This is a genomic window from Granulicella pectinivorans, from assembly GCF_900114625.1.
Taxonomy (GTDB): domain Bacteria; phylum Acidobacteriota; class Terriglobia; order Terriglobales; family Acidobacteriaceae; genus Edaphobacter; species Edaphobacter pectinivorans.
This window is the reverse complement of record NZ_FOZL01000001.1, coordinates 365072-385348: the sequence shown is the minus strand read 5'-3', so window position 1 is coordinate 385348 and position 20277 is coordinate 365072. Positions and strand designations below refer to the sequence as shown.

Here is a 20277-nt window from a genome sequence, read left to right as displayed (position 1 = left end):
TTCGGCGTTGCGCTAGAGATCCATGGCCTTCGCGGGGCTGAGGAAGAGGCCGCTCCAGGAGGGATCGAGGTGCAGCCAGCGCTGGGTACTGAACCAACTGGTGGCCATCTCGGGGACGTGCAGGAAGCCGTGGCCGCCGGCGCAGATGAGCTCCGTGCCGTTGAAGGCGAGGAAGTTGCGTGAGGGCTCGCCGACGCGCGCGGGGCAGGTGAGTTTGCCGAGACAGACCGGGCAGCGCCGGCGCTGGTCGCGGAGGGCCCAGCGCAGCGCGAAGAGGGTCATGCCGAACGTGGTCACCAACTGGATGTACTGCGGCGTGTACGGGCTGGCGGAGCGCAGGCCATAGGCCGCGATGAGGCTGGCACAGTAGATCGCCGGCATGGCGCAGCCGATCTTGGCCGCGAGAAAGAGCCAGCGGCGCACCGCGGCGACCCAGGGAAGATTCACCGGGCGGGCGGCATACTCGCCGAGCGAGAGGGAGGTGGTGGCGGGCAGGGCCAGAAGCGCGAGGAACGCGGCGAAGAGGTACATCTTCCAGATGTCGGCTTTCAGGGCGGGCAGCATGCGGCAGTCGTAGAGGACGTCGCCATCCGGGCCGGGCACGGTCAGCTCCCAGGCCGAAGAGAGCATGCTGCGGCTGGGATCGAGGCGTCCGATGAGATGGACGGGCGTTGCGTCCGGCCATGAGGCGGTGTCGGGCAGAAGGATCCAGCCATCGAGCTTGCCGGCCGGAGCGGCCTCGTCGGGGACGATGCCGCCGATCTGTACCCGCTGGGTTCCGACGTTGACGGTCTCGCCGAGAAGGCTGGTGTCGCTGCCGAAGTCCGTGCGCCATGCGGTCTCGCTGAGCATCAGGACGGGCTGGCCGCCGCGCGTCTCCTGTGCCAGCGCGACGGGGACGCCGAGCAGGGTGAGGATGTTCGCGCTGGCCCGGGCCAGAGCCAGGGGACGCGTGGTTCCGGCCTGGAGGTGGATGGCGCGGACCGTGGGAGCGTAGACGGCGAACTCGCGGAAGAGATGTTGTTTGCGCCGCTGCCAGGATCGCACCAGGCTCATCGGGACCACGGGGCCGGCCTGGTGGTCGGCGGGCGAGATGGCGACTGCGTCGGTGGCGCTGCGATAGACCGGAGAGCTGCTGGCCAGTTTGACCGCCGGGATGGACTGGGCGATCGCAAAGCAGAGGACCGCCACGGCTCCAACCCAGGCGACACATGTCCTCGCCGAACCGGCGGCACGGACGGGCCTGACAGGATGCATCGCGCGGAGCGAACGGGCGTCCTCGACGGCTCCCCAGCAGAAGGAGGCGATCTCCACTTGCGTGGCGGAGGCGGCCATGTACCAGAGCTCGGAATCCCATTCTGCGATCCACTCGCTGCGCAACGTGCGCGGCACCGCGAGGCCCACCGCACGGAGCGCCATCCGGTAGCCGAGCAGGGTCATAGGGCCTTCACCTCGTCCATCGCGCCGAGCCGCTCCAGCAGCGGGTAGCGCTTCATCATGGCGGTGAGGGTCGTTTTGCCGGCGGGGGTCATCTTGTAGAACTTGCGGGGCGGGCGCATCTCCTTGTCGGCGATTGCCTGCTTCTCCCACTCGGAGCGGATGAGGGCGTCGCGCTCCAGGCGGCGAAGCGCCGGGTAGACGGTTCCGCTGGGCAGCCCGGTGCGTTCCATGATGCCGAAACCATAGACGGTTCCTGCAGAGATGGTCTGCAGAATCATGGCCGCGGTATGGGAGAGTTTGATCTCGACCGGCATGCGTTGAATTGTACCTATGTAGATCGCTACTTGACGAGTCCAATACAGAATGCTACATAGGGTACAGAGGAATTCATTCATGCTCAGCATCCAGAACCTCACGAAACGGTATCGGGGTATTCCGGCCATCGACGATGTCAGCTTTACCGTCGCGCCGGGAGAGATCGTCGGCTACCTGGGACCGAATGGCAGCGGCAAGTCGACCACGGTGAAGATCATCACCGGGATTCTCGAACCAAGCGGGGGCAGCGTGCTCTTCCATGGGCGCGATATCCGCGATGATATGACGGGGTTTCGGGCGTCGTTCGGCTATGTGCCGGAGGAGGCGCAGGTCTATACGCATCTGAGCGGGCTCGAATACCTGCAGCTCGTTGGCCGGCTGAGGGGGTTGGAGGAGAGGCCGCTCGAGGCGCGGGCCACGCGTTTGCTGGAGTTGCTTGGGCTGCAGTCGTGGAGGCATTCGCCGATCTCGGTGTACTCCAAGGGCATGAAGCAGAGGGTGCTGATTGCGGCGGCGCTGCTGCATAATCCGCGTCTGCTCATCTTCGATGAGCCGCTCTCGGGGCTGGACGTGGTGTCGGCCCGGTTGTTTAAGGATTTGCTCGTGGAACTGGCTGCGGAGGGCAAGGCGATCCTCTACATCTCCCATGTGCTTGAGGTGGTTGAGCAGGTATGCGATCGGGTGATCGTGATCGCAAAAGGGCGCATTCTCGCAGATGCGCCTCCTGCCGACCTGACTCGTTTGATGGCGCTGCCGAACCTGGAGAGCGTGTTCGCAGAGCTGGTCGAACAGCAGGATACGAAGTTGGCGGCGAAGAACCTGGTGGAAGCGATGAGGTCTGCGCATGTCTAGCCTGGGGATGTCGACGAAACCGGCGGTGATGTCACTCAACGTGCAGGCGGGGATGCGGCAGGATATGCGGCGGCAGAGCCAGTTCGAGGTCATGGTGCGGCATCTTTTCGATCGGATGCTGAACAACGAGGCCTTCGGCGAAGACGCTGCGGCGCGGATGACGGAGCTGGCCGGGGCGATTGCGATCCCCGGATTGCTGGTCGCGCTGTTCCTGTTTCCCGCCTACCATCTGCCGCCTCCGCTGCATCTTCCGCGCACACTGATGCAGCAGGCCTGCGATCATCTGTTCTTCTGCACCTACTCGTTCGTGATTCTGGGGCTGGCAATGGTGTTTCAGTGGGACTCGCTGTTTCCCGACCTGCTGGACGTGTATGTGCTGACCAGCCTGCCGATCGAGCGGAGGCGCATGCTCTGGGGCAGGCTGACGGCGCTCGCGATCTTCCTTGGCCTGGTGCAGGTGGAGACGAGCACGCTGGGCACGATCTTCCTGCCTGCCGTCGCCGATCTGAAGCTGGGCTTCTTCCACCATGTGTTCGCGCATGCGATGGCAGTCAGCATCAGCGGGGCGTTTGCGGCTGCGTTCTTCCTGGCGATGCAGGGGGTGCTTGGCTGCCTGCCTTTTCCGGCTTTGGCCGCAAGGGTGGCTTCGGTGGCGAAGATCGTCTCGGTGATCGTGCTGTTGATGATCCTGTTTCTCTTCCCCCTGGCTGCGCACTCGATCGAGGCCATGCTTGCGCCGCCTTTTTTTGCGCGATACCTTCCTCCCTTCTGGTTTCTTGGCGTGTACGAGGTGCTACTGGATGGTGCTGGTGCGGCGCCGGTCTTTCATCGGCTTGCGCACACGGCGGTGTGGACGACGGGTGCGCTCGCGGTGGTGGGCGTGGTGCTTTATCCGCTTGCGTACCGGCTTCGGGTACGACGGCTGGTCGAAGGCAGCGCCAGTGGACGCCGCATGCGGTGGACGCTGCTGGATGGGTTGACGCATCGTCTGATGGCGCGCACGCCGAACGCGCGGGCCGTCTTTCACTTTACGGCGCAGACGCTGGCGCGGCTGCCGAGGCTGCATCTCTATCTGGCGATGTATGCCGGGGTTGGGCTTGCGCTCATTCTGTCGGGGCTGCTGACGTTCCGCACCGTTGGCGGCTGGATGCAGGTCGTTGTGCCGGTGGATGGTGTGCGGCTGGTGTTTCCTTTGGTGGCTTTCTGGACGGTGATGGGGCTGCGGACGGCGCTGATGTCCCCTCTGCTGTTGAAGGGAAGCTGGCTGTTCCGGGTGATCGACGGATGGCCGCGCGAGGAGGGAATGCGGGCGGCGCGGGCGCTGGTGTTCACGATTGCGACGATTCTGATCGTCCTGTCGGCGGTGGTGCTGCACTTCGTGGAGCCCGTTGCGATGAGGACAGCCTCCACGACGGCGGTAGAGCTGCTGCTTGGCGTGGGGCTTTCGCTGATCCTCACGGACCTCGCGTTTTTGACAATGCGTACCATTCCGTTCACCACCGCACGCATCAAGACGGTCCACCAGATGCCGATGGCTCTCGTGCTTTACCTGGTGGTGTTTCCGTTTTTCACGTTGAAGGTGCAGATGCTGGAACTTTGGGATGCTCCGACTCCGGTGCATCTGTTCCGGGTCGCGCTGCATTTCGTGGTGGCGCATGTTCTGCTGTTGCTGGTGAGGCGGCTCATTCTTGAGGCTGAGCCGCCTGTCCCGGAGTTTCTCTATCTGGGGCTTGGGTTGCGGGATCGGTGATCAGCGCGAGGCCCAGGCGGATGGTTTGGGGCCCATGACCAGATCGAGGGTTGCGCCCTGCATGATGTCGTCGTAGCGAAGGACGGGTTTATCCAACGGCTTGCCGTTCAGCGTGGCGGACTGGATATAGAGGTTCGTGGACGAGTTGAGCGGGGCGTTGACGCGGAGGGTCTTGCCGTTGGCGAGACGCATGGACATGCTCTTGAACAGGGGGCTGCCGATCATGTAGTCGCCGGAGGCCGGGTTGACGGGATAGAAGCCGAAGGCGGTGAACAGGTACCAGGCCGACATCTGCCCGCAATCGTCGTCGCCATCAAGGCCGGCGGGAAGGTTGGCGTACTCGGCTGCGGCGATTTCGCGGACCTTGGCCTGCGTCTTCCAGGCCTGGCCGCTAAAGTCGTAGAGATAGCCGTAGTGGTGGCTGGGCTCGTTCTTGTGGACGTTGTGGCCGCCGGCGAAGTGCTGGTCCAGCATGGCGTTGTACTTCGCGGGACCGCCCATGAGGTCGACGAGTCCGGGCAGATCCTGCAGGACCATCCATGTGTAGACCCAAGAGGTGCCCTCGGTCCAGCCGGCGTCGGGGCTTGCCCAGTCGCCGTTGCGGAGACGGCCCTGCATCAGGCCGGTGTCCTTATTGAAGAGGTTGCGGTAGTTCTGGGAGCGCTTGAGGAAGAACTCGTAGTCGGTGGTCTTGCCGAGGGTCTTTGCGACCTGCGCGACGCACCAGTCATCATAGGCATCTTCGAGCGTGCGTGAGGCGGCTTCAGCGGTGGTGTCGGTGGGGATGTAGCCGAGCTGCTTGTAGTAAGTGAGGCCGCCACGTGCCTCATACGGCACATGCTCCTCGCGGTCCTTCCAGAGGCGGTGGGTGTCGTCGTCGGGCGGCGTCATGGCGTCTTTGTACACGGCGTCCCATGCGGTCTGGTAGTCGAAGCCCTTGAAGTGCTTGACCATGGCTTCGGCGACGAGCGAGTCGGCGTGGGTGCCGATCATGATGTTGGTGTAGGAGGGGTTGGGCCACTTGGGCATCCATCCGCCTTCCTTGTAATTCTGCAGAAGGGCCGTGATCATGCCGGGGATGCGCTCCGGAGCGAGTAGCGTGAGCAGGCTGTTTTCGGCGCGGAAGGTATCCCAGATGGAGAAGGCGGTGTAGGAGTCGCCGTTGTGGATGGTGTCGTCGAAGGCGCTGTAGTAGCGGCCCTGTTCGGAGAAGACTCTGGGGTAGAGCAGCGCGTGATAGAGGGCGGTGTAGACGATGTGCTTCTGGTCGTCGGTGGCGCCGGTGACCTGCACGCGCGAGAGCTTGTCGTTCCAGGTGGCGTGGAGCTTCTGGCGTACGGCCTCGAAGCCCCAGGTGGGGATCTCGGCCTTCAGGTTGGCGCGAGCCTGATCGATGCTGATGAAGGAGGTTCCGACGCGGACCTCGATCTGCTCGCCTTCGCGGGTGTCGAACTCGGCCCATGCTCCGCGCTCGGCCTTGCCTTCGAGTCCGTAGGTTTCGGCGCGGTGGAAGGGCTTGCGGAACTGGACGACGAAGTAGCCCTTGAAGTGGGGAAGAGGGATGGTGCTGAGGTGCTTGTCCATGCGGTCGGGGTTGTAGCCCGTGATCTCGTGCGTGGAGTGGTCGACTGAAGCGGAGCCATCGATGCCGGGGCGGGAGGCCTCGATGAGGATGCGAGAGGTCCGACCTGCGGGAAAGGTCACGCGGAGATAGGAGCAGCGTTCGGTTGCTGTGATCTCGGTGCGGATATGCTTGCCGTCGGGGTCGGTCATGCGGACGGAGTAGTAGTCCGGGTGGGTGATCTCGTCCGCGTGGGTGAAGCTCATCCCGCGCGACGCAGGCTCGGTCGCGAGCGGACCGGTCTCCGGCATCAGGGTGACGTAGCCGTAGTCGCCCATCCAGATGGCGGGCTGATGGGTGCCGATGAATCCGGTGATCTTCGTGTCGTCGTATTTGTAGGAGACGCCGCTGATCTTGTTCTGACGCGTCTGCGGAGTCCAGTCGGTCATACCGAAGGGAGTGTTGACGAAGGGCATCATGCCGCCGTAGCCGATGGGGCCCGAGCCGGTGCCGATGTAGGGGTTGACCCAGGCGACGGGGTCGGCCGGAACAGATTGGGCCCCCGCCGTAACAAGCGCGGGAGCCCAGAGAAGAAGACAACAGAGAGCAGTTTTCATGTCGTTAGAAAGCATACCTGAGGCTGAACTGGAACTGACGATCGGCAGCGTAGGTGTTGCCCTTCGTCTTGCTTTGACCAAACGTTCCTGAGGTGGGATTGGTCGTGGGGTTGTCGGCGGTGGGATGGTTGGCGAGGTTGAAGGCTTCGGCACGGAAGACGAAGGTCTGGCTATCGTGCGCAGGGACAAAGTGAATGGTCTTCTGGAGCGCGGCGCTATAGCTCTGGAAGCCGGGGCCAAAGATCTGGTTGCGAGATCCGCGCGGCGCAAAGGTGCCGAGCGTGGGAGCTACCCAGACTGCGGTGTTGAACCAGAGCGCCGACCCGTTTTGACCGGCAAAGTTCTTCAAGGTGTTGGCGGTGCCGTTGTGACGGAAGAGCTGCGTTCCCGAGCCCGGTCCGACGCCTGCGTACTCGCTGCCGGTGGAGATGTTGAGAGGACGACCCGTTTGCGCCTGGAGGGTTCCGGAGAACTGCCAGTTGCCGAGTGTGCTGCGCTCGATGAGATTGCCGTGGCTGAAGAACGGAATGTTGTAGACGAAGTTCGAGACGAAGACGTGACGCGTATCGAAGTCGCTTGGGCCGTAGTAGATGGATTTGTCGAAGGCGTTGGGAAGGGTGGTGCCGTTGCTGGAGCCGAAGTCGAGAGACTTCGACCAGGTGTAGGAGACTCCGAGAAGGAGGTTCTTCACCAGGCGGCGCTTGAGGTTTGCCTGCAGGGAATGGTAGCTGGAGGCACCCTTGTTCTGGGTTTCCGTGATGTTGGAGAAGCCCTTGTAGGGACGGAGTGCGTCGGCCTGCTTGATGGTCGGGTTGGCCTGGATGGTTCCGGGCTGGAGCTGGTTGATGTTGGCAAGCTGCTCGAGGTGAATGCCGCGACGGCCGGCGTAGGCGAGGGTGAAGGTGCCTATCTCTTTGAACTCCTGCTCGAGGGTGACGTTCCAGTTATAGGCTTCCGGGCTGGGGTAGTTGTAGGCCTGCGAAGAGAAGTTGAACGGGAAGTTGTTGGTGCCCACGCCGCCCGGGGTATCGGCCGAGCCATTGGTGACGGTGGACGAGGGCTGGAAGGGAGCGTTGCCGCCGGTGAAGACGTTGTCGGTGATGCCGAGACGCTGGAAGTAACGTCCGCCACCGAAACGGAAGACGGTGGTGGGATGGATCTGCCAGGCGACGCCGAAGCGGGGCTGGACGTTGGTCTTGACCGTGGGCGAATAGGTATTGCTGAATCCGCGGAAGAGCCCCTGATAGCCGGAAAGAATGGCGGGATCGACGTGCCCCGCGGCGCTCGCCGGGAAGCCGCTGCCTGGGATGACGACGCCGTTATAGCGATCGCCACCGGTGACGACGTCCGTCGACGGGTTGACCGTGACGGCGTTGGCCGCGACGTAGCTGCCGGGGTTGAAGACGGCGAGGTTGCCCCACTTGGCGTAGTAGGGGTTCATGATGCTGTAGCGCACGCCCCACTCGACGACGACGTTGGAACGAACGCGCCACTGATCCTGCAGGAAGCCCTCGTACATGGTGCCGCGATAGAGCGTGTAGGAGCGCTGTCCGATCTCACCGTAGGTGTCGAAGAGGCCGGTGGCTACGTTGGCGACTGCCCTGCCTGTGGTGGCGGGGATGGCTCCATTGGTCAGACCATTGCGCGTGTCGGTGAAACGGAAGTAGCCGTTCTGATTGTTGGTCGCTCCGGGTACGGTGCTGGAGACGCTGATCTGGTCGAAGTTGTTTTCGCCTGCGTACTCAAAGTTGAAGCCTACCTTGAAGGTGTGGCTGCCGAGCACCTTGGTGAGGTTGTCGCCGATGCCGTAGACGATACCGCCGGAGTGCGAGGGATAGGGACCGCCATCGAGAGTTCCGAAGTTCGAGATGCCGATGGTCGGAATCTTGTTCGGGATGGTCTTGGTGGAGGCGGAGTAGAGGTAGGGATAGTTGATGCCGTACTGGCTGCGGTCGTACAGGCCCTTGGAGGTGTCGATGTTGATGAAGACGTGATCGGAGGAGGCGGAGACGACGAGCTCATTGACGAGCGTCGGGCTTGCCGTCCACGCGTAGTGCAGCACACCGACCTGATTGGGACGATGGAAGATACGCGGGGTGCGGTTGAAGTTGCCGTAGTGCGGCTCGTAGTCGTCGTAGTTGTAGTTCAGGACGGTGAAGCGGATGCGATGTGCGTCGAAGGGGACGTAATCGATCACCAGGGTGTCTTTGCGCTGACGCTCGGAGTAGAGAGCGGCATCGGCCCAGTTGTAGGTCGGGGCGTTGGTGTTCGGGTTGGGATAAGCCTTCAGGAGGCCGAGGCCGTTGGCGCTGAGATCCGATGCGGGAATGATGTTATTGGCGTAGGGCAGGCCGGTGTAGGGACTGTAGATCTGGTTGCTGGCGCAGGGGTTGGATCCAGTTGCCGTGCAGCCGTAGAAGTAATTGGGAGCGAGCAGCTCGGAGAAGTTGCCGGTGCGCATGAGCGCGGTGGGCACCTGCTGGAAGGCGGTGTCGTCGTGGTTGTACTTCACCCACTCCTGACCGGCGAGGAAGAAGAGCTTGTCGCGGTTGCGGTTGAAGGCCTTGCCGAGGGTTACGGGGCCGTTCAGATTCCAGCCGAATTGGTTGTACCGGAAGCCCTGTGGCTTGGACTGGAGGGCGATGGGGTTGGTGGGGAGTTTGCGCTGCCAGGTGTTGGCGTTGAGGGCGGTGTTACGGAAGTATTCGTAGGCGGAGCCGTGGAGATTGGTTGTACCACTTTTGGGCACCATGCGGATCTGCCCGCCTGCGGTGCGGCCGTACTCCGCCTGGTAGCTGTTGGTGAGGATCTGGACCTGCGAGGTGGAATCGACGTCGGCGACGCCGGTGCTGGTGCCGTTGGAGCGGGTGCGGACCATGGGTGCGCCGTCGAGGGTGAGGACGCTTTCCTGGCTGCGCGCGCCGCCGATGTTGATGTTGTTGTCGAGGCCGAAGGCGAAGGCGGCCATGGAAGAGTTGCGCACGACGCCGGGTTCGAGCTGCGAGAGGTACATCGGGTTACGGCCGTTGAGCTGGATGTTCTTGACCTGCTCCTGGGTGACGAGCTGTCCGACGGCGGCGCTCTCGGTCTGGACGGTGTTGACGCCGGCTTCGACGGTGACCGAGGAGGTGGATTCACCGAGCTTGAGGGAGACGTCGACGTGACGGCCGATGCTGGGGTCGACGTTGACGTTGTTGAGCGTGACGGACTGGAAGCCCTTGGCTTCGATGCGCACGGTGTAGCTGCCGGCCTGAATGTCGGGCGAGGTGAAGTTGCCGCTGTCGTTGGTCATGACGACCCGCTCGCTGCCGGTTGCGTTGTTATGGATGGTGACCTTCGCGTTGGGAAGAAGGGCTCCCGTGGAGTCGGTCACGCCTCCGGAGAGGGACGAACTGTCGGACTGGGCGAAGCTCTCTTTCGAGAAGAGAGGGCTCATGAGCATAAGCATGCATATGCCGAGACGAAGCGATTTGAAGCGCATAACTGTTCCTCCGGAATGAAAGTGCAATTTGGAAAGATCGTTCTTTAGTTACCGCTTTCGCCCGTTAGGCGAAGGCTACCCCTTTTAGTGGATGGAGAGAGCGCGTGTCAAATGAAATTCGTGCTGTCCGGGATTAATATTCCCTTTACATTCCAAGACTTTACGAGGGGACGAACAAGCGGCCAGCAGCAGGGCGCAGCGCTGCCGTGCCTGCCCTGGAAGGCAAGCGAAGGGTATTTACCGCTAACTGGTCAGACCGCTTGGGAGAGTGCTACAGGGAGTGCAGTTGGATCTTCCAGCTCCCCTGCCGTACGGCTGCCGGGGTGGTGAGGAGGACGCGATAGAGGGCGTCTCCCCAAACGTGCTGGAAGGAAGGATCGGTCAGTTGGATGCGTTCGGAGGTTGCCGTGAACTGGGTGGGGTCGTACTGCAGGACGACGTTGCCGAGGCGGACGTTGCCGCGTTCGATCATGGGTGGTCTGGGGGTGAGGAAGGCGAGGGCTACGGTCTTCGCTTCCCTGAGCGTAAAAGTCTCCTCGAGCCGGACGGACTTCGTGGTGCGGTCGAGGGTCGCGGTGCGCATCCAGCGGGTGACGCCCGCTTCAGCCGGGTAGGCGGGGGCGAGGTTCGCGGTCATGCCGGTGGAGGCGGGGGTGTCCAGGGAGGTGGCTTCGGTGGCGCGATACTCCTGGGGCGGTGTGCCGGGGCGGCTGCCCTCGTGCTCCCCGATGCCGCCTACGATGGGCAGGTTGTGGAACTGCGACTGCATGGACCAGATGGTGTAACGGTCCCTGGAGAAGGTCTTGGCCTCGTAGGTTCCTACGCCGGCGTCGACGAGGAGGGGTTGGCCGTCGTGGAAGACGAGGATACTGCCGGAGTCGTTGTGGCCGTGGCTGCGGGCGTTGCTGGCGGCCTGCATGGCGAGATAGAAGCCGGTGGTAGAACCTTCGGTTTGGCGGGCGGTCATGAGGGCCAGGTCGGGGTACCAGCTTGAGCGCACGAGGGCGTCGTGGCGGGGGGCGGTGCGGATCTCCCGGGCGACCAGGAGCGCGTTGAAGGCGCGGGTGAGGGAGGCGATGCCGCCTACGTTGTCGGCGACGGCATCGCGGAGGGCTTTGCCTGTGGCGGCGAGGCCGCGATCGGCGGAGAGGAAGGCTCCGAAGGCCACCATGGCGGGATCGTTGCAGTCGTGTCCGTAGCGGTAGATGAGCTCCGGCGGAGGATCGGCCTGGAGATGCGCGTCGCCGTAGTTGCAGTACATCTCCCCGGCGATGTGGGCGTTGAGGATGAAGCGGCCCATGGCCCTGGTGAAGGGATGCTGCAGGACCTCAGAGCCCATGCCGCCGTGGCAGGAGACGAGCATCTGGCAGAGGTCGAAGAAGGTTCCGGCGGAGCGTGTCCAGTAGGCGGGGCCCTCTTCGCAGGCGCCGTCGGCGGAGTAGTCGGCGAGGTACTCGTCGGTGGAGCGGCAGAGCTTGAGGACGGTGTCGGCGCGGCGGGTGGCGTCGGGCTCGAGGACGAGGGTGGTGGTGAGGATGTTGGAGTTGATCCACGGGTTCCAGTTATTGAGGTGGTGCGGGCGGCCGTTGAGGCCGAGCCAGGACCAATCGTTGCGGGCGAGGTACGGATCCAGAACACGTTGCCGGGACTCTCGGACGATGCGTGGGAGAAGCAGGGGCGAGACGGTGTCGAGGCGATCGCCGAGCAGATGGACGATGAGGGCGAGGGTTGCGGAGGTCTCGGAGGCGAAGAGATCGATGATGGGCTCGGCGGTGTCGGCGAGGCCGGTGCCGGCCTTTTGGGCGCCGAGGTGGGCCTGTGCGCCCCAGAAGCTCTCTTCGCAGATGAGCCAGATGCCGTTGGCGATCTGGTCGAGGTATTTGCCGTCGTTGCTGAGGCACTCGCCGAAGACGAGATCCATGAGGCGCGTGCGGCGTCCGAAGTGGAGGGCTTCGAAGCGGGAGCGGTTGCCGTTGCGGCGGAATTCGAGCTCAAGGGTGGCGAGTAGCTGGGGCCAGTCGCCGGTGTTGGCGGTGTCGGCGCGGGTGGTGAGGATGTCGCGGATGTCCTGGGGGAGGCCGGTCCAGAAGGCGCGGGTCGCGAGGGTAGGGTAGAGGGTCCAGGCTGAGCCGGCGATGAGATTCGCCTTGAGCGGGCTGAAGGTTTTGGCGAGGGATGGCTTGCCCAAAAGTGGCTGCTGCTGGGCGCGGAGCAGCGAGGGGAGGGCGGCGTCGAGGGTGGCGAGGCTGCCGGCCGCGAGGGTCGATGCGACGAAGCTGCGGCGGTTGATGCTGTGGCTGCGTGCCATGGCGCTCCGGGTGGAATCGTTTCTAGGCCGGCTCCTGTGTATCAGGTTGGCTGGCGAAAAAGCAAGGTTTTCGGTTTTTGAGGGTCGAGAGGTCCTACCTCAGAGGCTAAGGGGCGGGTTAAATTGGTCTGTTTTGAGCCGTTTCAGTGTGTGTCTGTACGCGTGGTCTTCTAAAGGGGTTAGGGTGCTTCGATGTGAAATTCCCCATGTTTCACCAGAAGCGTTTTGGACCCTAAAACGTGGGCAAATGGATGGAAAGTGTGGCCAATTTGTGGTGAACCATGCTCATGAAGAAGTGGTCTGTTTTGGTTTCGATTATCGCTCGAAACGGGGCATGAACGACGGATCAGAAGCTGCGCCATGCAGGATGTTTTTTGTTAACGGATCAGGGCCGGCGTGGAGCCGGCCCTGATCCGTTTTGAGGTGAGGAAGGGTTATGCCTTGGGGGCGGCGGAGAAGATCTCTACCAGGCGGTCTGCGATGATCTGGTCCTCGCCATCCTTGAGCTGCCAGACGGCGAAGCCGAAGGTGTTGGGATCGCGGCCTGGTCCGTTGCCGCGGCGGCGCTGCTGGGCCAGTTCGGGGTGAGCCTTCATGCGGGCTTCGGCCTCGGGATCGCGGCCACGCATGCCGCCTGCGCCGGCACCGAAGCTGCCGATCCCGACGGGTTTGGTGTCGGCGAGGCCCTGCATGACGTCCTGACCGGTGATCTTGAGTTTGGTGGGATCGATCTGCCAGCTATAGCGGGGGGTGACGTTGCCGAGGGCGTTGGGGTTGAACTCGCGGGGGCGGGCGGTGACGCCGAACTTCGCGATGGCGTCAGAGATGAGTTTGGCGCGCGCGTCGTACATGCGGAGGGTTTCGTCGTAGTCCTGATTGACGAAGATCTCGAGGGCCTTGAGGAGCCCGAAGATGGTCTCCTTGCCGACCTTGCAGCAGCGTCCGATGCGGTCTTCCTGGGGGCTCATGTTGAGGAGGGCCCAGTGGATGAGCTCTTCCTTGCCGATGAGGATGCCGGAGGCCTGGGGACCCTGGATGTCCTTGCCGCCGGAGAAGGTGACCATGTCGAAGCCGACGGCGGGGTACTCCCAGAGGCGGGAGACGGGGGGAACGTCGGCGGAGGCGTCGTTGAAGGTATAGATGCCGTGGGCCTTGGCGATGGCGACGGTCTCGGGGCCGGAGACCTGCCCGCGGTCGGACTGGATGTTGGTGAAGTGGATGGCGACCGTCTTGGGGTTGATGGCGGCGATCATCTCTTCGCGGGTAACGACTTCGACGAGCTTGGCGCCTGTCTGGCGGATCTGGTGATCGAAGGCGTAGCGATGGGCCTTCTGGATGATGACTTCGTTGCGGGGGAAGGTGGCGACGTCGGGACAGAGCTTGATGCGCTCCTCGAGGTCTTCGGTCATCATGGCGGCGTAGCCGACGACCATGGCGGCTGCGGCTCCGCCGGTGACGAGGCCGGTGTATCCGGCGGGCGACTTGCAGAGCCTGGCGATGAACTTTCCGGCGGCGACTTCGAGCTCGTCGATGAGGACGAAGTGCTCGTTGCCGCGGCGGATGAGCTCCATGACCTCGGGCTTCATGACGGATCCGCCGATGACGGTGACGGTGCCCACGATGTTGATGAGGGGCTTGACGCCGAGTTCGGCGTAGATGTCGCCGGTGGAGCCGAGTCCGGAGGTGATGGGGACGATGGGGTTTCCATCGACCAGACGCTTGGTTTCGGCTTTGGGCTTCTTGCCGAACATGCCTTCGGCCTTGGCGGTCGCGGAGGTGAGCAGGCTACCGCTCGCGACGCCAAGCGAAGAGAGAAACGAACGTCGACTCCAGGCGGACTTCAAATTCATGTGGATTCCTCTTTCAAGCACGGTTGGTTGTTCTGTTTAGCTGCGGACAGGCGGCGGAGCGGGGGGGCCGACGACGAGTGCGCTGCCTACGATTTCGATGAGAGAGTCGCCGGGGATCCACTCGAGGGCCATGCAGGCGCGGGAGGGAGCTTTGCCGGGCGAGAAGTAGGTGCCGTAGATCTTGTTGAGTGCGTCGTACTGGGCCTTGTGAGCGGCGAAGCGCGCGCTGCCGGTGGGCATGGGGATGGTGTCGTCGTTGGGCAGGCAGAGGAAGACTTCGAGGTGGAGGATGCTGTCCATGTTGCTGCCGGCGCGCTCGAGAGACTTTTTGAGCGCGTCCATGGTGCGGGTGACGTGCTTCTCGAAGGGGTCCTTGACGGTGATGTGGTCTTCGCGGCCATAGCCGTCGTTGGAGCCGGTGCCGGAGAAGTAATAGATGCCTTCGTGGGTGTGGTTGTTGCGCGGGCCGCGGGGTCTCTCGGTGCCTGGAATGACGGGCTCGGCGGGTGCCGGCGCGGACTGCTGCGCGAATAGCTTTGTCGAGCCGGTGACGACGGTCGCCATCGCAGCCATCTTGCCGAAGAAACTACGCCGTGTGCTGTTCTCCATGTGCGTCTCCTATGCTGCCTCTGTGTGCTGCCTCTCCGGACGCTGCCGGCGACGACTACAACTTACCACTTTGTAACGTTCGTTTCGTAACGGGATTCGGTGGCGAAGGTCTTCTGCGATGGGGAAGGTGTTGCGAGAGCGTGACTGGGTGGATCGAGTGTACGCCTGTGGGGGCGGGTGTCTACGGGCGATTGGCCCACGGTTTTCTAGGGCTGTGGGACTAGTGGTTCCGCGTTGATCTGGCGGCGTGGGCGAGGGCAGGAAGGCATACCCAAGGGCTCAAGCGCTCTCGATGACGGCCCTGTGAGACCCAAGGCTAAAGCCCTGGGTACCCAGACGCCAAGACAACGGCACGGAGATGCTCCAGATGGACCCTGGCGGGCTGAGGTCAGGTGCGGGCGTATTGGGACTCGGTGGGGGAGGGGTAGGCGATGGCGAGATGGGGGGTGAGGATGCGCTCGTTGCGGCGATAGCGAGAGGTCGCGCATGCGTCGAGAACCCCGGTGGCGAGGAGGGTGCGCTCGGCGGAGTAGGGAGCGGTTTTGGTGCGGTAGAGCTCTTCGATCTTGCCGGCGAGGCAGGCTGAGTGAGTCTCGTTGGGAGGCACGCTCATGAGGAACTGCGTGGAGAGGATGCCGTGGCCGGCGACCCTGATGGCGATGTTGTGGTCGCGGAGGGCACCGTTGAGCATGAGCAGGGTCGCCCGGGTCCCGTCGGCGTACTCGATGCAGAAGGCGGTGGGGTCTTTGACGAGCTGCGAGAGGACGCCGGGGGCGGCGAGGTTCTGGGTGCGGCCGTCGAGGAGGGTGAGGCCGAGCGGGGTGTCGCTGCGGGAGAGGGCGGAGGTGAGGAGGTCGTGCGACCAGCGGCCGGATCTGGCGGCGTCCCATACGTCGTCGCCCTCGAGGAGCTGTACGGCTTTGACGCCGGTCTCGCCGCCCTTGCGACGTTCGAGCATGGCCTGCATGGCTTCGAGGGCGTCGAAGTCGAGGGTGCCGGCGCCGACCATGACGGCTTCGGTGACGGTTGCGCCGAGGGGAAGGTCGATGTCGGGGAGGCGCCAGGTGACAGGCATGGAGGAGCCGGCGAGGAGAGGCATCCTGAGCTTCTTCGCAGTCTTCACCATTTCGTCGGCTTCGTCGAAGTTGAAGGACAGTGAGCCGTAGTTGAAGTAGGGCACGGCGCGTCCTTCGGAGGTAAAGACCTGCGCGCATTGCTGGAAGAAGTCGTAGGTGGGGAGGAGGGCCTGGCCCTTGTGATTGAGGGGGTAGTCGTCCTGCTCGACGATGGTGAGGACGGCGTCGACGGCGAGGCGGTTGCCTCCGTCGCGGAGGGCCTGCTGGATGTTGTTGCAGAGTCGGAAGCCGAACTGCTGCGAGCGGGCGTGGCTGAGGTCGTCTGAGGCTTCTTCCGCTGGGGGGCGCGGTGTGGGGGCGGATGCTCCGGAGAGGAAGCGCAGGTAGTCCGGGGGCGCGGAGGCCATGCGGCGTGCCCTGGCATCGACGTAGAGGGAGACGACCTGCACGTGGGGTATGTGCCATTCGCCTTCGCAGGGATAGCCGACGAGGAAGCGGTCGGCGATGGTCTGGAGGCGGGAGCCGAGCTTGTAGGTGCTGCCGAGGATAGCTAAGCGGATGGGACGGTCGGAGGGTGCGGCGGCGCGGAGGAGCTGCGGGTAGGCGAGGGTGGCGGTGGAGAGGGCGGAGGACGCTACAAAACGGCGGCGGCTGATGGGCGTCATGGGCGTCAGCTTCTCCAGAAGGTGGATGCGGGGTTGGGTTGGTAGGTGACGGCGGCGAGGTGCGGGGTGTCGAGGCGCTTGCCTGCGATGGCGCTGTCCACGCCTGCGATGAGGAGGCCGCTGGTGAGGAGGGAGCGCTCGACGGGGTACTGCGCCTTGCGGGTGAGGAACATCTGCTCCGCGTTGTTGACGAGGGGCGAGAAGAAGCTGGCGAGGGTGGTGCGGCCATCGGGCATGGGAAGGTACATCTGGGTGGAGAAGGGCCTGGACTGGCCTTCGATGTGGGCGGCGAAGGTGAAGTCGCGGACGAGTCCGTCCATGAGCATCATGGTGGAGAAGAGGCCGTCGCGATGCTTGTAGTGATAGGCGACGGGCTTGCTGACGAGCTTCTTCAACTGTTCGAGGGTGGGGAAGGTGTTGGTGAAGGTGGGCGATGCAGGTGCCACGGTGGAGCTGCGGCTGAGGGCGGCGTTGAAGAGGGACTTCGACCAGAGGCCTTCTTCGTGAGCCTTCCAGAAGGCGTCGCCCTGGTAGGTCTGGACCCACTCGACGCCGGACTCGCCGCCTTTGCGTCGTTCGACCATGCACTGGAGGGTTTCGAGGCCGTGGAAGTCGTAGCTGGTCATGCCTCCGTAGCCGATGGAGAGGGCTTCTTGGGTGACGGCTCCGAGAGGGAATTCGACGGAGGGGATGCGCCAGGTGACGGCGAGGCTGGATCCGCCCTGCAGGGGAAAGTTGAGCTCGCGGGCTGTGTCGACCATCTGCTTCGACCACTCCCATTTCCAGGAGAGTTCCTTGTCGTTGAAGTAGGGGACGGAGCGGCCGCTGGCGCGGAAGACGTTTGTGATGGCTTTGAAGAACTCGTAGTGCGGGCGCATCATGATGCCGTTGGTGTTGAGCGGATAGGTGCCGTGTTCGGCTACGACGAAGACTCCGTCGACGGCGAGTTTGCCGGTGCCGAGGGTGAGGGCTTCTTCGATGGTGGAGCAGAGCTTCATGCCCGGATGACGGTCGACGCGCTCCTGGGTGAGATCGTCTTCGCCACGCTGATCGACGTAGAGCGAGACGATGTCCATGTCGGGGCGATGCCATGCGCCGTTCCAGCCGTAGCCTTCATTGAAGCGATCGATGATGTGCTGCGGGTGCGCATACTTTCGATAGATCGTCACCACGCCGGCGAGCTTCAGCCGTTTGGTTGGAGTCTGTGCAGGAGTCATGCGATCCTCGTTTGCGGGAACGTTTCGCCGAAGTATAGCAACCGCTATACTCTCCCCAATGCAACCAATGTCCTATGGAGGATTTAAGTGCTGAATCGCCGCCGCTTCCTGGCCATGTCCGCTGTTGCACCTGTGGCGCTTCGTGCGCAGCCGGGGAGGCAGGTCCACCAGCATGCGCTGATCGTCGATGCGCATGTGCATGCGCTGGATCGCGAGTTTTACCATGGCGGTTCGATGGGCACGCGGTATCCCGATGGGCAGTGGGATCTGGTGCGGGCGAAGGAGGGTGGGGTCGGTGCGTTCTTCCTTTCGATCTATGTGCCTGAGGAGTATCTGCCGGGACGATTTGAGACGAAGCAGACGCTGCGACGGATCGACCATGCGCTGGAACAGATTCGGCTGAATCACGATCTGGTGGAGCTGGCGTTGACGCCGGACGATGTTGCGAAGATTCGTGCGCGGGGGAAGATGGCGGCGATCCTCGACATTGAAGGCAGCTATGATCTCGATGGGGATCTGGGTGTTTTGCGCGATCTGCATCGGCTTGGGCTTCGGTCGGCACAGCTCTCCGCGCACAACTGGAATCAGCACTATGCGGATTCGTGCTGCTCGACGCCGGAGCATCATGGGCTGACGGAGCATGGGCGCGAGGTCATCCATACGATGAACCGGCTTGGGATCATGATCAATGTTTCGCACTCGGGGGATGAGACGATCGCGCAGGCGATCGATGTGAGTAGCGCGCCGGTGTTTGCCACGCACCATGGGCTGCGGAGCGTGAACAATATTCCGCGCAACCTGTCCGACGAGATGTTGAAGAAGCTGGCGGGGAAGGGCGGCGTGATCGGGTTTCAGATCGGCAGCGACTTCAACAACCTGCGCGCGTACGACTACAACACGAAGCAGAAGGGCAAGACGTTCTGGGATACGAGCAACCTGAAGGATCGGGTGCAGGGCAAGACGATCTATGAGGTCGATCAGATGGTGGCGCCGGGGTTCCCGATGATTGGGCCGCGTCTGCCGGACGATGTGGCGATGACGGTGGATGAGTGGGTTGGGGTTGTCGACAAGGCTATACAACTTGCCGGTGAAGATCATGTTGGGATCGGCTCGGACTTCGATGGCGGGCCGCCGTTGGCGCGGGGGATGCGCGATGTGCGCGACCTGCCGATGATTACGGATGCGATGTTGCGCCGGGGCTACTCGACGGGGCGTATTGAAAAGTTCTGGGGAGGCAATGCGATGCGCCTCTTCCGCGACGTTACCGCGCAGAGTAACAGGAGCTAATGCAGCGATGTCACAGAAACCTCTTCGCGTCTCTCTGATTGGATACGGCTATGTCGGCAAGACCTTTCATGCTCCGTTGATCTGCGCGGTGGAGGGGTTGGCACTTACCGTTGTTGGATCGAGCCGTCCGGACGATGTGCACGCGATGTATCCGGATGCGCGGGTGTGCTCGTTCGAAGAGGCTGCGGTTGCCGACGATGTAGACCTCGTGGTGATTGCGACGCCGAATACCAGCCACTTTCCGCTGGCGGCGGCGGCGCTCAGGGCGGGGAAGCATGTTGTGGTCGATAAGCCCTTTACCACGACGCTGGCCGATGCGCGTGAGTTGGTGGCTCTGGCGAAGGAGCATGATCGTCTGCTGTCGGTCTTTCACAATCGGCGCTGGGATAGCGAGGTGCTGGCGACGAAGGCTGTGCTGGAGTCGGGTGCGCTGGGCAGGGTGACCCACTATGAGTGCCACATGGATCGCTTTCGGCCGGTGGTACGCAAGCGGTGGCGCGAGGACCAGGGCGAGGGGGCGGGGTTGTGGTTCGACCTGGGGCCTCACCTGATCGACCAGGCGGTGCATCTGTTTGGGCTTCCTGAGGCGGTCACGGCTAGCTTTGGGACGCTGCGCGATGGCGGACAGACGGATGACTGGGCGCATGTGCTGCTGACGTATCCGGGGTTGCGCGTGATTCTGAACAGCACGCTGCTGGCCGCGGGACGGGGGCCACGCACTACGGTGCATGGGACGGCTGCGACGTGGATGAAGTACGGCGCGGATACGCAGGAGCCGCAGCTCCAGGCCGGGATGCTTCCGAGCGACCCGCTCTTTGGGCACGATCCCGACCCAGGCATTCTGATCGACGGGGCTACGGGTGAGCGGACGGAGATTCCTGCGCCGAGGGGGCTGCAGCAGGGGTACTACGAGGAGATTCGCGACGCGATCCTGTCCGGGCAGCCGCCACGGCTTACGGGCAAAGACGCGATTGCCGTGATGGCTATTCTCGAGACGACCTTCGCGTCTGGCCGCGAGGGACGGACGCTGCCCCTTCCTCTTACGGAAGAGGAGCGTCACGATTGGAAAACGAAGGGGTAGGCGCTCTTCCGGAGGCCGGGAGCATCGGAGGTGTGCGTCGTCGGCTACACTGGGTGTGAACCCTTTCGACCAGATTGCACCCTATCCCAGAGTCCGGACGCCCCGGCTCGATACTGCCCCAGGAGAGTTTGTTGATACAGACGCCGCTATCGGTTCCGAAGATGGAAG

General features: G+C 63.3%; 13 protein-coding genes. 4 read left to right on the top strand and 9 right to left on the bottom strand.

Going from position 1 to position 20277, the window contains the following annotated elements:
• Nucleotides 1–12 precede the first annotated feature (12 nt).
• Nucleotides 13–1440: an ABC transporter permease gene (locus tag BM400_RS01435; RefSeq protein ID WP_089835941.1), complete on the bottom strand. Its 1428-nt coding sequence runs from the start codon at nucleotides 1438–1440 to the stop codon at nucleotides 13–15.
• Nucleotides 1437–1754: a PadR family transcriptional regulator gene (locus tag BM400_RS01430; protein ID WP_089835939.1), complete on the bottom strand. Its 318-nt coding sequence runs from the start codon at nucleotides 1752–1754 to the stop codon at nucleotides 1437–1439. Before BM400_RS01430 ends, BM400_RS01435 begins: the two co-directional genes overlap by 4 nt.
• 79 nt (nucleotides 1755–1833) lie before the next feature.
• On the opposite strand from BM400_RS01430, the gene BM400_RS01425 reads away from it, so the two are divergent.
• Together BM400_RS01425 and BM400_RS01420 are read left to right on the top strand one after the other, a co-directional pair.
• Nucleotides 1834–2607: an ABC transporter ATP-binding protein gene (locus tag BM400_RS01425; RefSeq protein ID WP_089835937.1), complete on the top strand. Its 774-nt coding sequence runs from the start codon at nucleotides 1834–1836 to the stop codon at nucleotides 2605–2607.
• Complete coding sequence (locus tag BM400_RS01420; RefSeq protein WP_141223769.1) at nucleotides 2600–4357, top strand: hypothetical protein; 1758 nt, start codon at nucleotides 2600–2602, stop codon at nucleotides 4355–4357. The genes BM400_RS01425 and BM400_RS01420 overlap by 8 nt, the downstream gene beginning before the upstream one ends.
• Here the strand turns inward: BM400_RS01420 and BM400_RS01415 are convergent, their stop codons facing one another.
• The 7 genes from BM400_RS01415 to BM400_RS01385 all read right to left on the bottom strand — a co-directional run bounded on the left by BM400_RS01415 (nucleotide 4358) and on the right by BM400_RS01385 (nucleotide 17741).
• Nucleotides 4358–6535 (bottom strand): GH92 family glycosyl hydrolase, encoded by a 2178-nt coding sequence (locus BM400_RS01415; RefSeq protein ID WP_089835934.1) that lies wholly within the window; start codon nucleotides 6533–6535, stop codon nucleotides 4358–4360.
• 4 nt (nucleotides 6536–6539) lie between these two features.
• On the bottom strand, nucleotides 6540–9971 hold the full coding sequence (locus tag BM400_RS01410) for a TonB-dependent receptor (RefSeq protein WP_245781622.1): 3432 nt from the start codon (nucleotides 9969–9971) through the stop codon (nucleotides 6540–6542).
• A 316-nt stretch (nucleotides 9972–10287) separates the two neighbouring features.
• Entirely contained in the window at nucleotides 10288–12324 is a 2037-nt protein-coding gene (locus BM400_RS01405; RefSeq protein ID WP_089835930.1) for a heparinase II/III domain-containing protein, read from the bottom strand.
• Between the two features lie 434 nt (nucleotides 12325–12758).
• A complete protein-coding gene (locus tag BM400_RS01400) occupies nucleotides 12759–14174 on the bottom strand; it encodes an L-seryl-tRNA selenium transferase (protein ID WP_089835928.1) in 1416 nt (471 codons plus the stop codon).
• 36 nt (nucleotides 14175–14210) lie between these two features.
• Nucleotides 14211–14783 (bottom strand): RidA family protein, encoded by a 573-nt coding sequence (locus BM400_RS01395; RefSeq protein WP_089835926.1) that lies wholly within the window; start codon nucleotides 14781–14783, stop codon nucleotides 14211–14213.
• A 388-nt stretch (nucleotides 14784–15171) separates the two neighbouring features.
• Nucleotides 15172–16524 (bottom strand): hypothetical protein, encoded by a 1353-nt coding sequence (locus BM400_RS01390; protein WP_089835924.1) that lies wholly within the window; start codon nucleotides 16522–16524, stop codon nucleotides 15172–15174.
• 5 nt (nucleotides 16525–16529) lie between these two features.
• Nucleotides 16530–17741, bottom strand: coding sequence for a hypothetical protein (locus BM400_RS01385; protein ID WP_089835922.1), 1212 nt, complete (start codon nucleotides 17739–17741; stop codon nucleotides 16530–16532).
• 87 nt (nucleotides 17742–17828) lie between these two features.
• Here BM400_RS01385 and BM400_RS01380 point away from each other — a divergent pair, with 87 nt between their 5' ends.
• Together BM400_RS01380 and BM400_RS01375 are read left to right on the top strand one after the other, a co-directional pair.
• Entirely contained in the window at nucleotides 17829–19028 is a 1200-nt protein-coding gene (locus tag BM400_RS01380) for a dipeptidase (RefSeq protein WP_089835921.1), read from the top strand.
• A 7-nt stretch (nucleotides 19029–19035) separates the two neighbouring features.
• The gene (locus BM400_RS01375; RefSeq protein WP_089835919.1) at nucleotides 19036–20109 is read left to right on the top strand and encodes an oxidoreductase; all 1074 of its coding nucleotides are present in this window, start codon (nucleotides 19036–19038) and stop codon (nucleotides 20107–20109) included.
• Nucleotides 20110–20277: the final 168 nt, after the last annotated feature.

Excerpts from the sequence above, each read along its gene's own strand:
- BM400_RS01435 (WP_089835941.1), bottom strand. The coding sequence starts at position 1,440 with ATGACCCTGCTCGGCTACCGGATGGCGCTCCGTGCGGTGGGCCTCGCG.
- BM400_RS01430 (WP_089835939.1), bottom strand. The coding sequence starts at position 1,754 with ATGCCGGTCGAGATCAAACTCTCCCATACCGCGGCCATGATTCTGCAG.
- BM400_RS01425 (WP_089835937.1), top strand. The coding sequence starts at position 1,834 with ATGCTCAGCATCCAGAACCTCACGAAACGGTATCGGGGTATTCCGGCC.
- BM400_RS01420 (WP_141223769.1), top strand. The coding sequence starts at position 2,600 with ATGTCTAGCCTGGGGATGTCGACGAAACCGGCGGTGATGTCACTCAAC.
- BM400_RS01415 (WP_089835934.1), bottom strand. The coding sequence starts at position 6,535 with ATGAAAACTGCTCTCTGTTGTCTTCTTCTCTGGGCTCCCGCGCTTGTT.
- BM400_RS01410 (WP_245781622.1), bottom strand. The coding sequence starts at position 9,971 with ATGAGCCCTCTCTTCTCGAAAGAGAGCTTCGCCCAGTCCGACAGTTCG.
- BM400_RS01405 (WP_089835930.1), bottom strand. The coding sequence starts at position 12,324 with ATGGCACGCAGCCACAGCATCAACCGCCGCAGCTTCGTCGCATCGACC.
- BM400_RS01400 (WP_089835928.1), bottom strand. The coding sequence starts at position 14,174 with ATGAATTTGAAGTCCGCCTGGAGTCGACGTTCGTTTCTCTCTTCGCTT.
- BM400_RS01395 (WP_089835926.1), bottom strand. The coding sequence starts at position 14,783 with ATGGAGAACAGCACACGGCGTAGTTTCTTCGGCAAGATGGCTGCGATG.
- BM400_RS01390 (WP_089835924.1), bottom strand. The coding sequence starts at position 16,524 with ATGACGCCCATCAGCCGCCGCCGTTTTGTAGCGTCCTCCGCCCTCTCC.
- BM400_RS01385 (WP_089835922.1), bottom strand. The coding sequence starts at position 17,741 with ATGACTCCTGCACAGACTCCAACCAAACGGCTGAAGCTCGCCGGCGTG.
- BM400_RS01375 (WP_089835919.1), top strand. The coding sequence starts at position 19,036 with ATGTCACAGAAACCTCTTCGCGTCTCTCTGATTGGATACGGCTATGTC.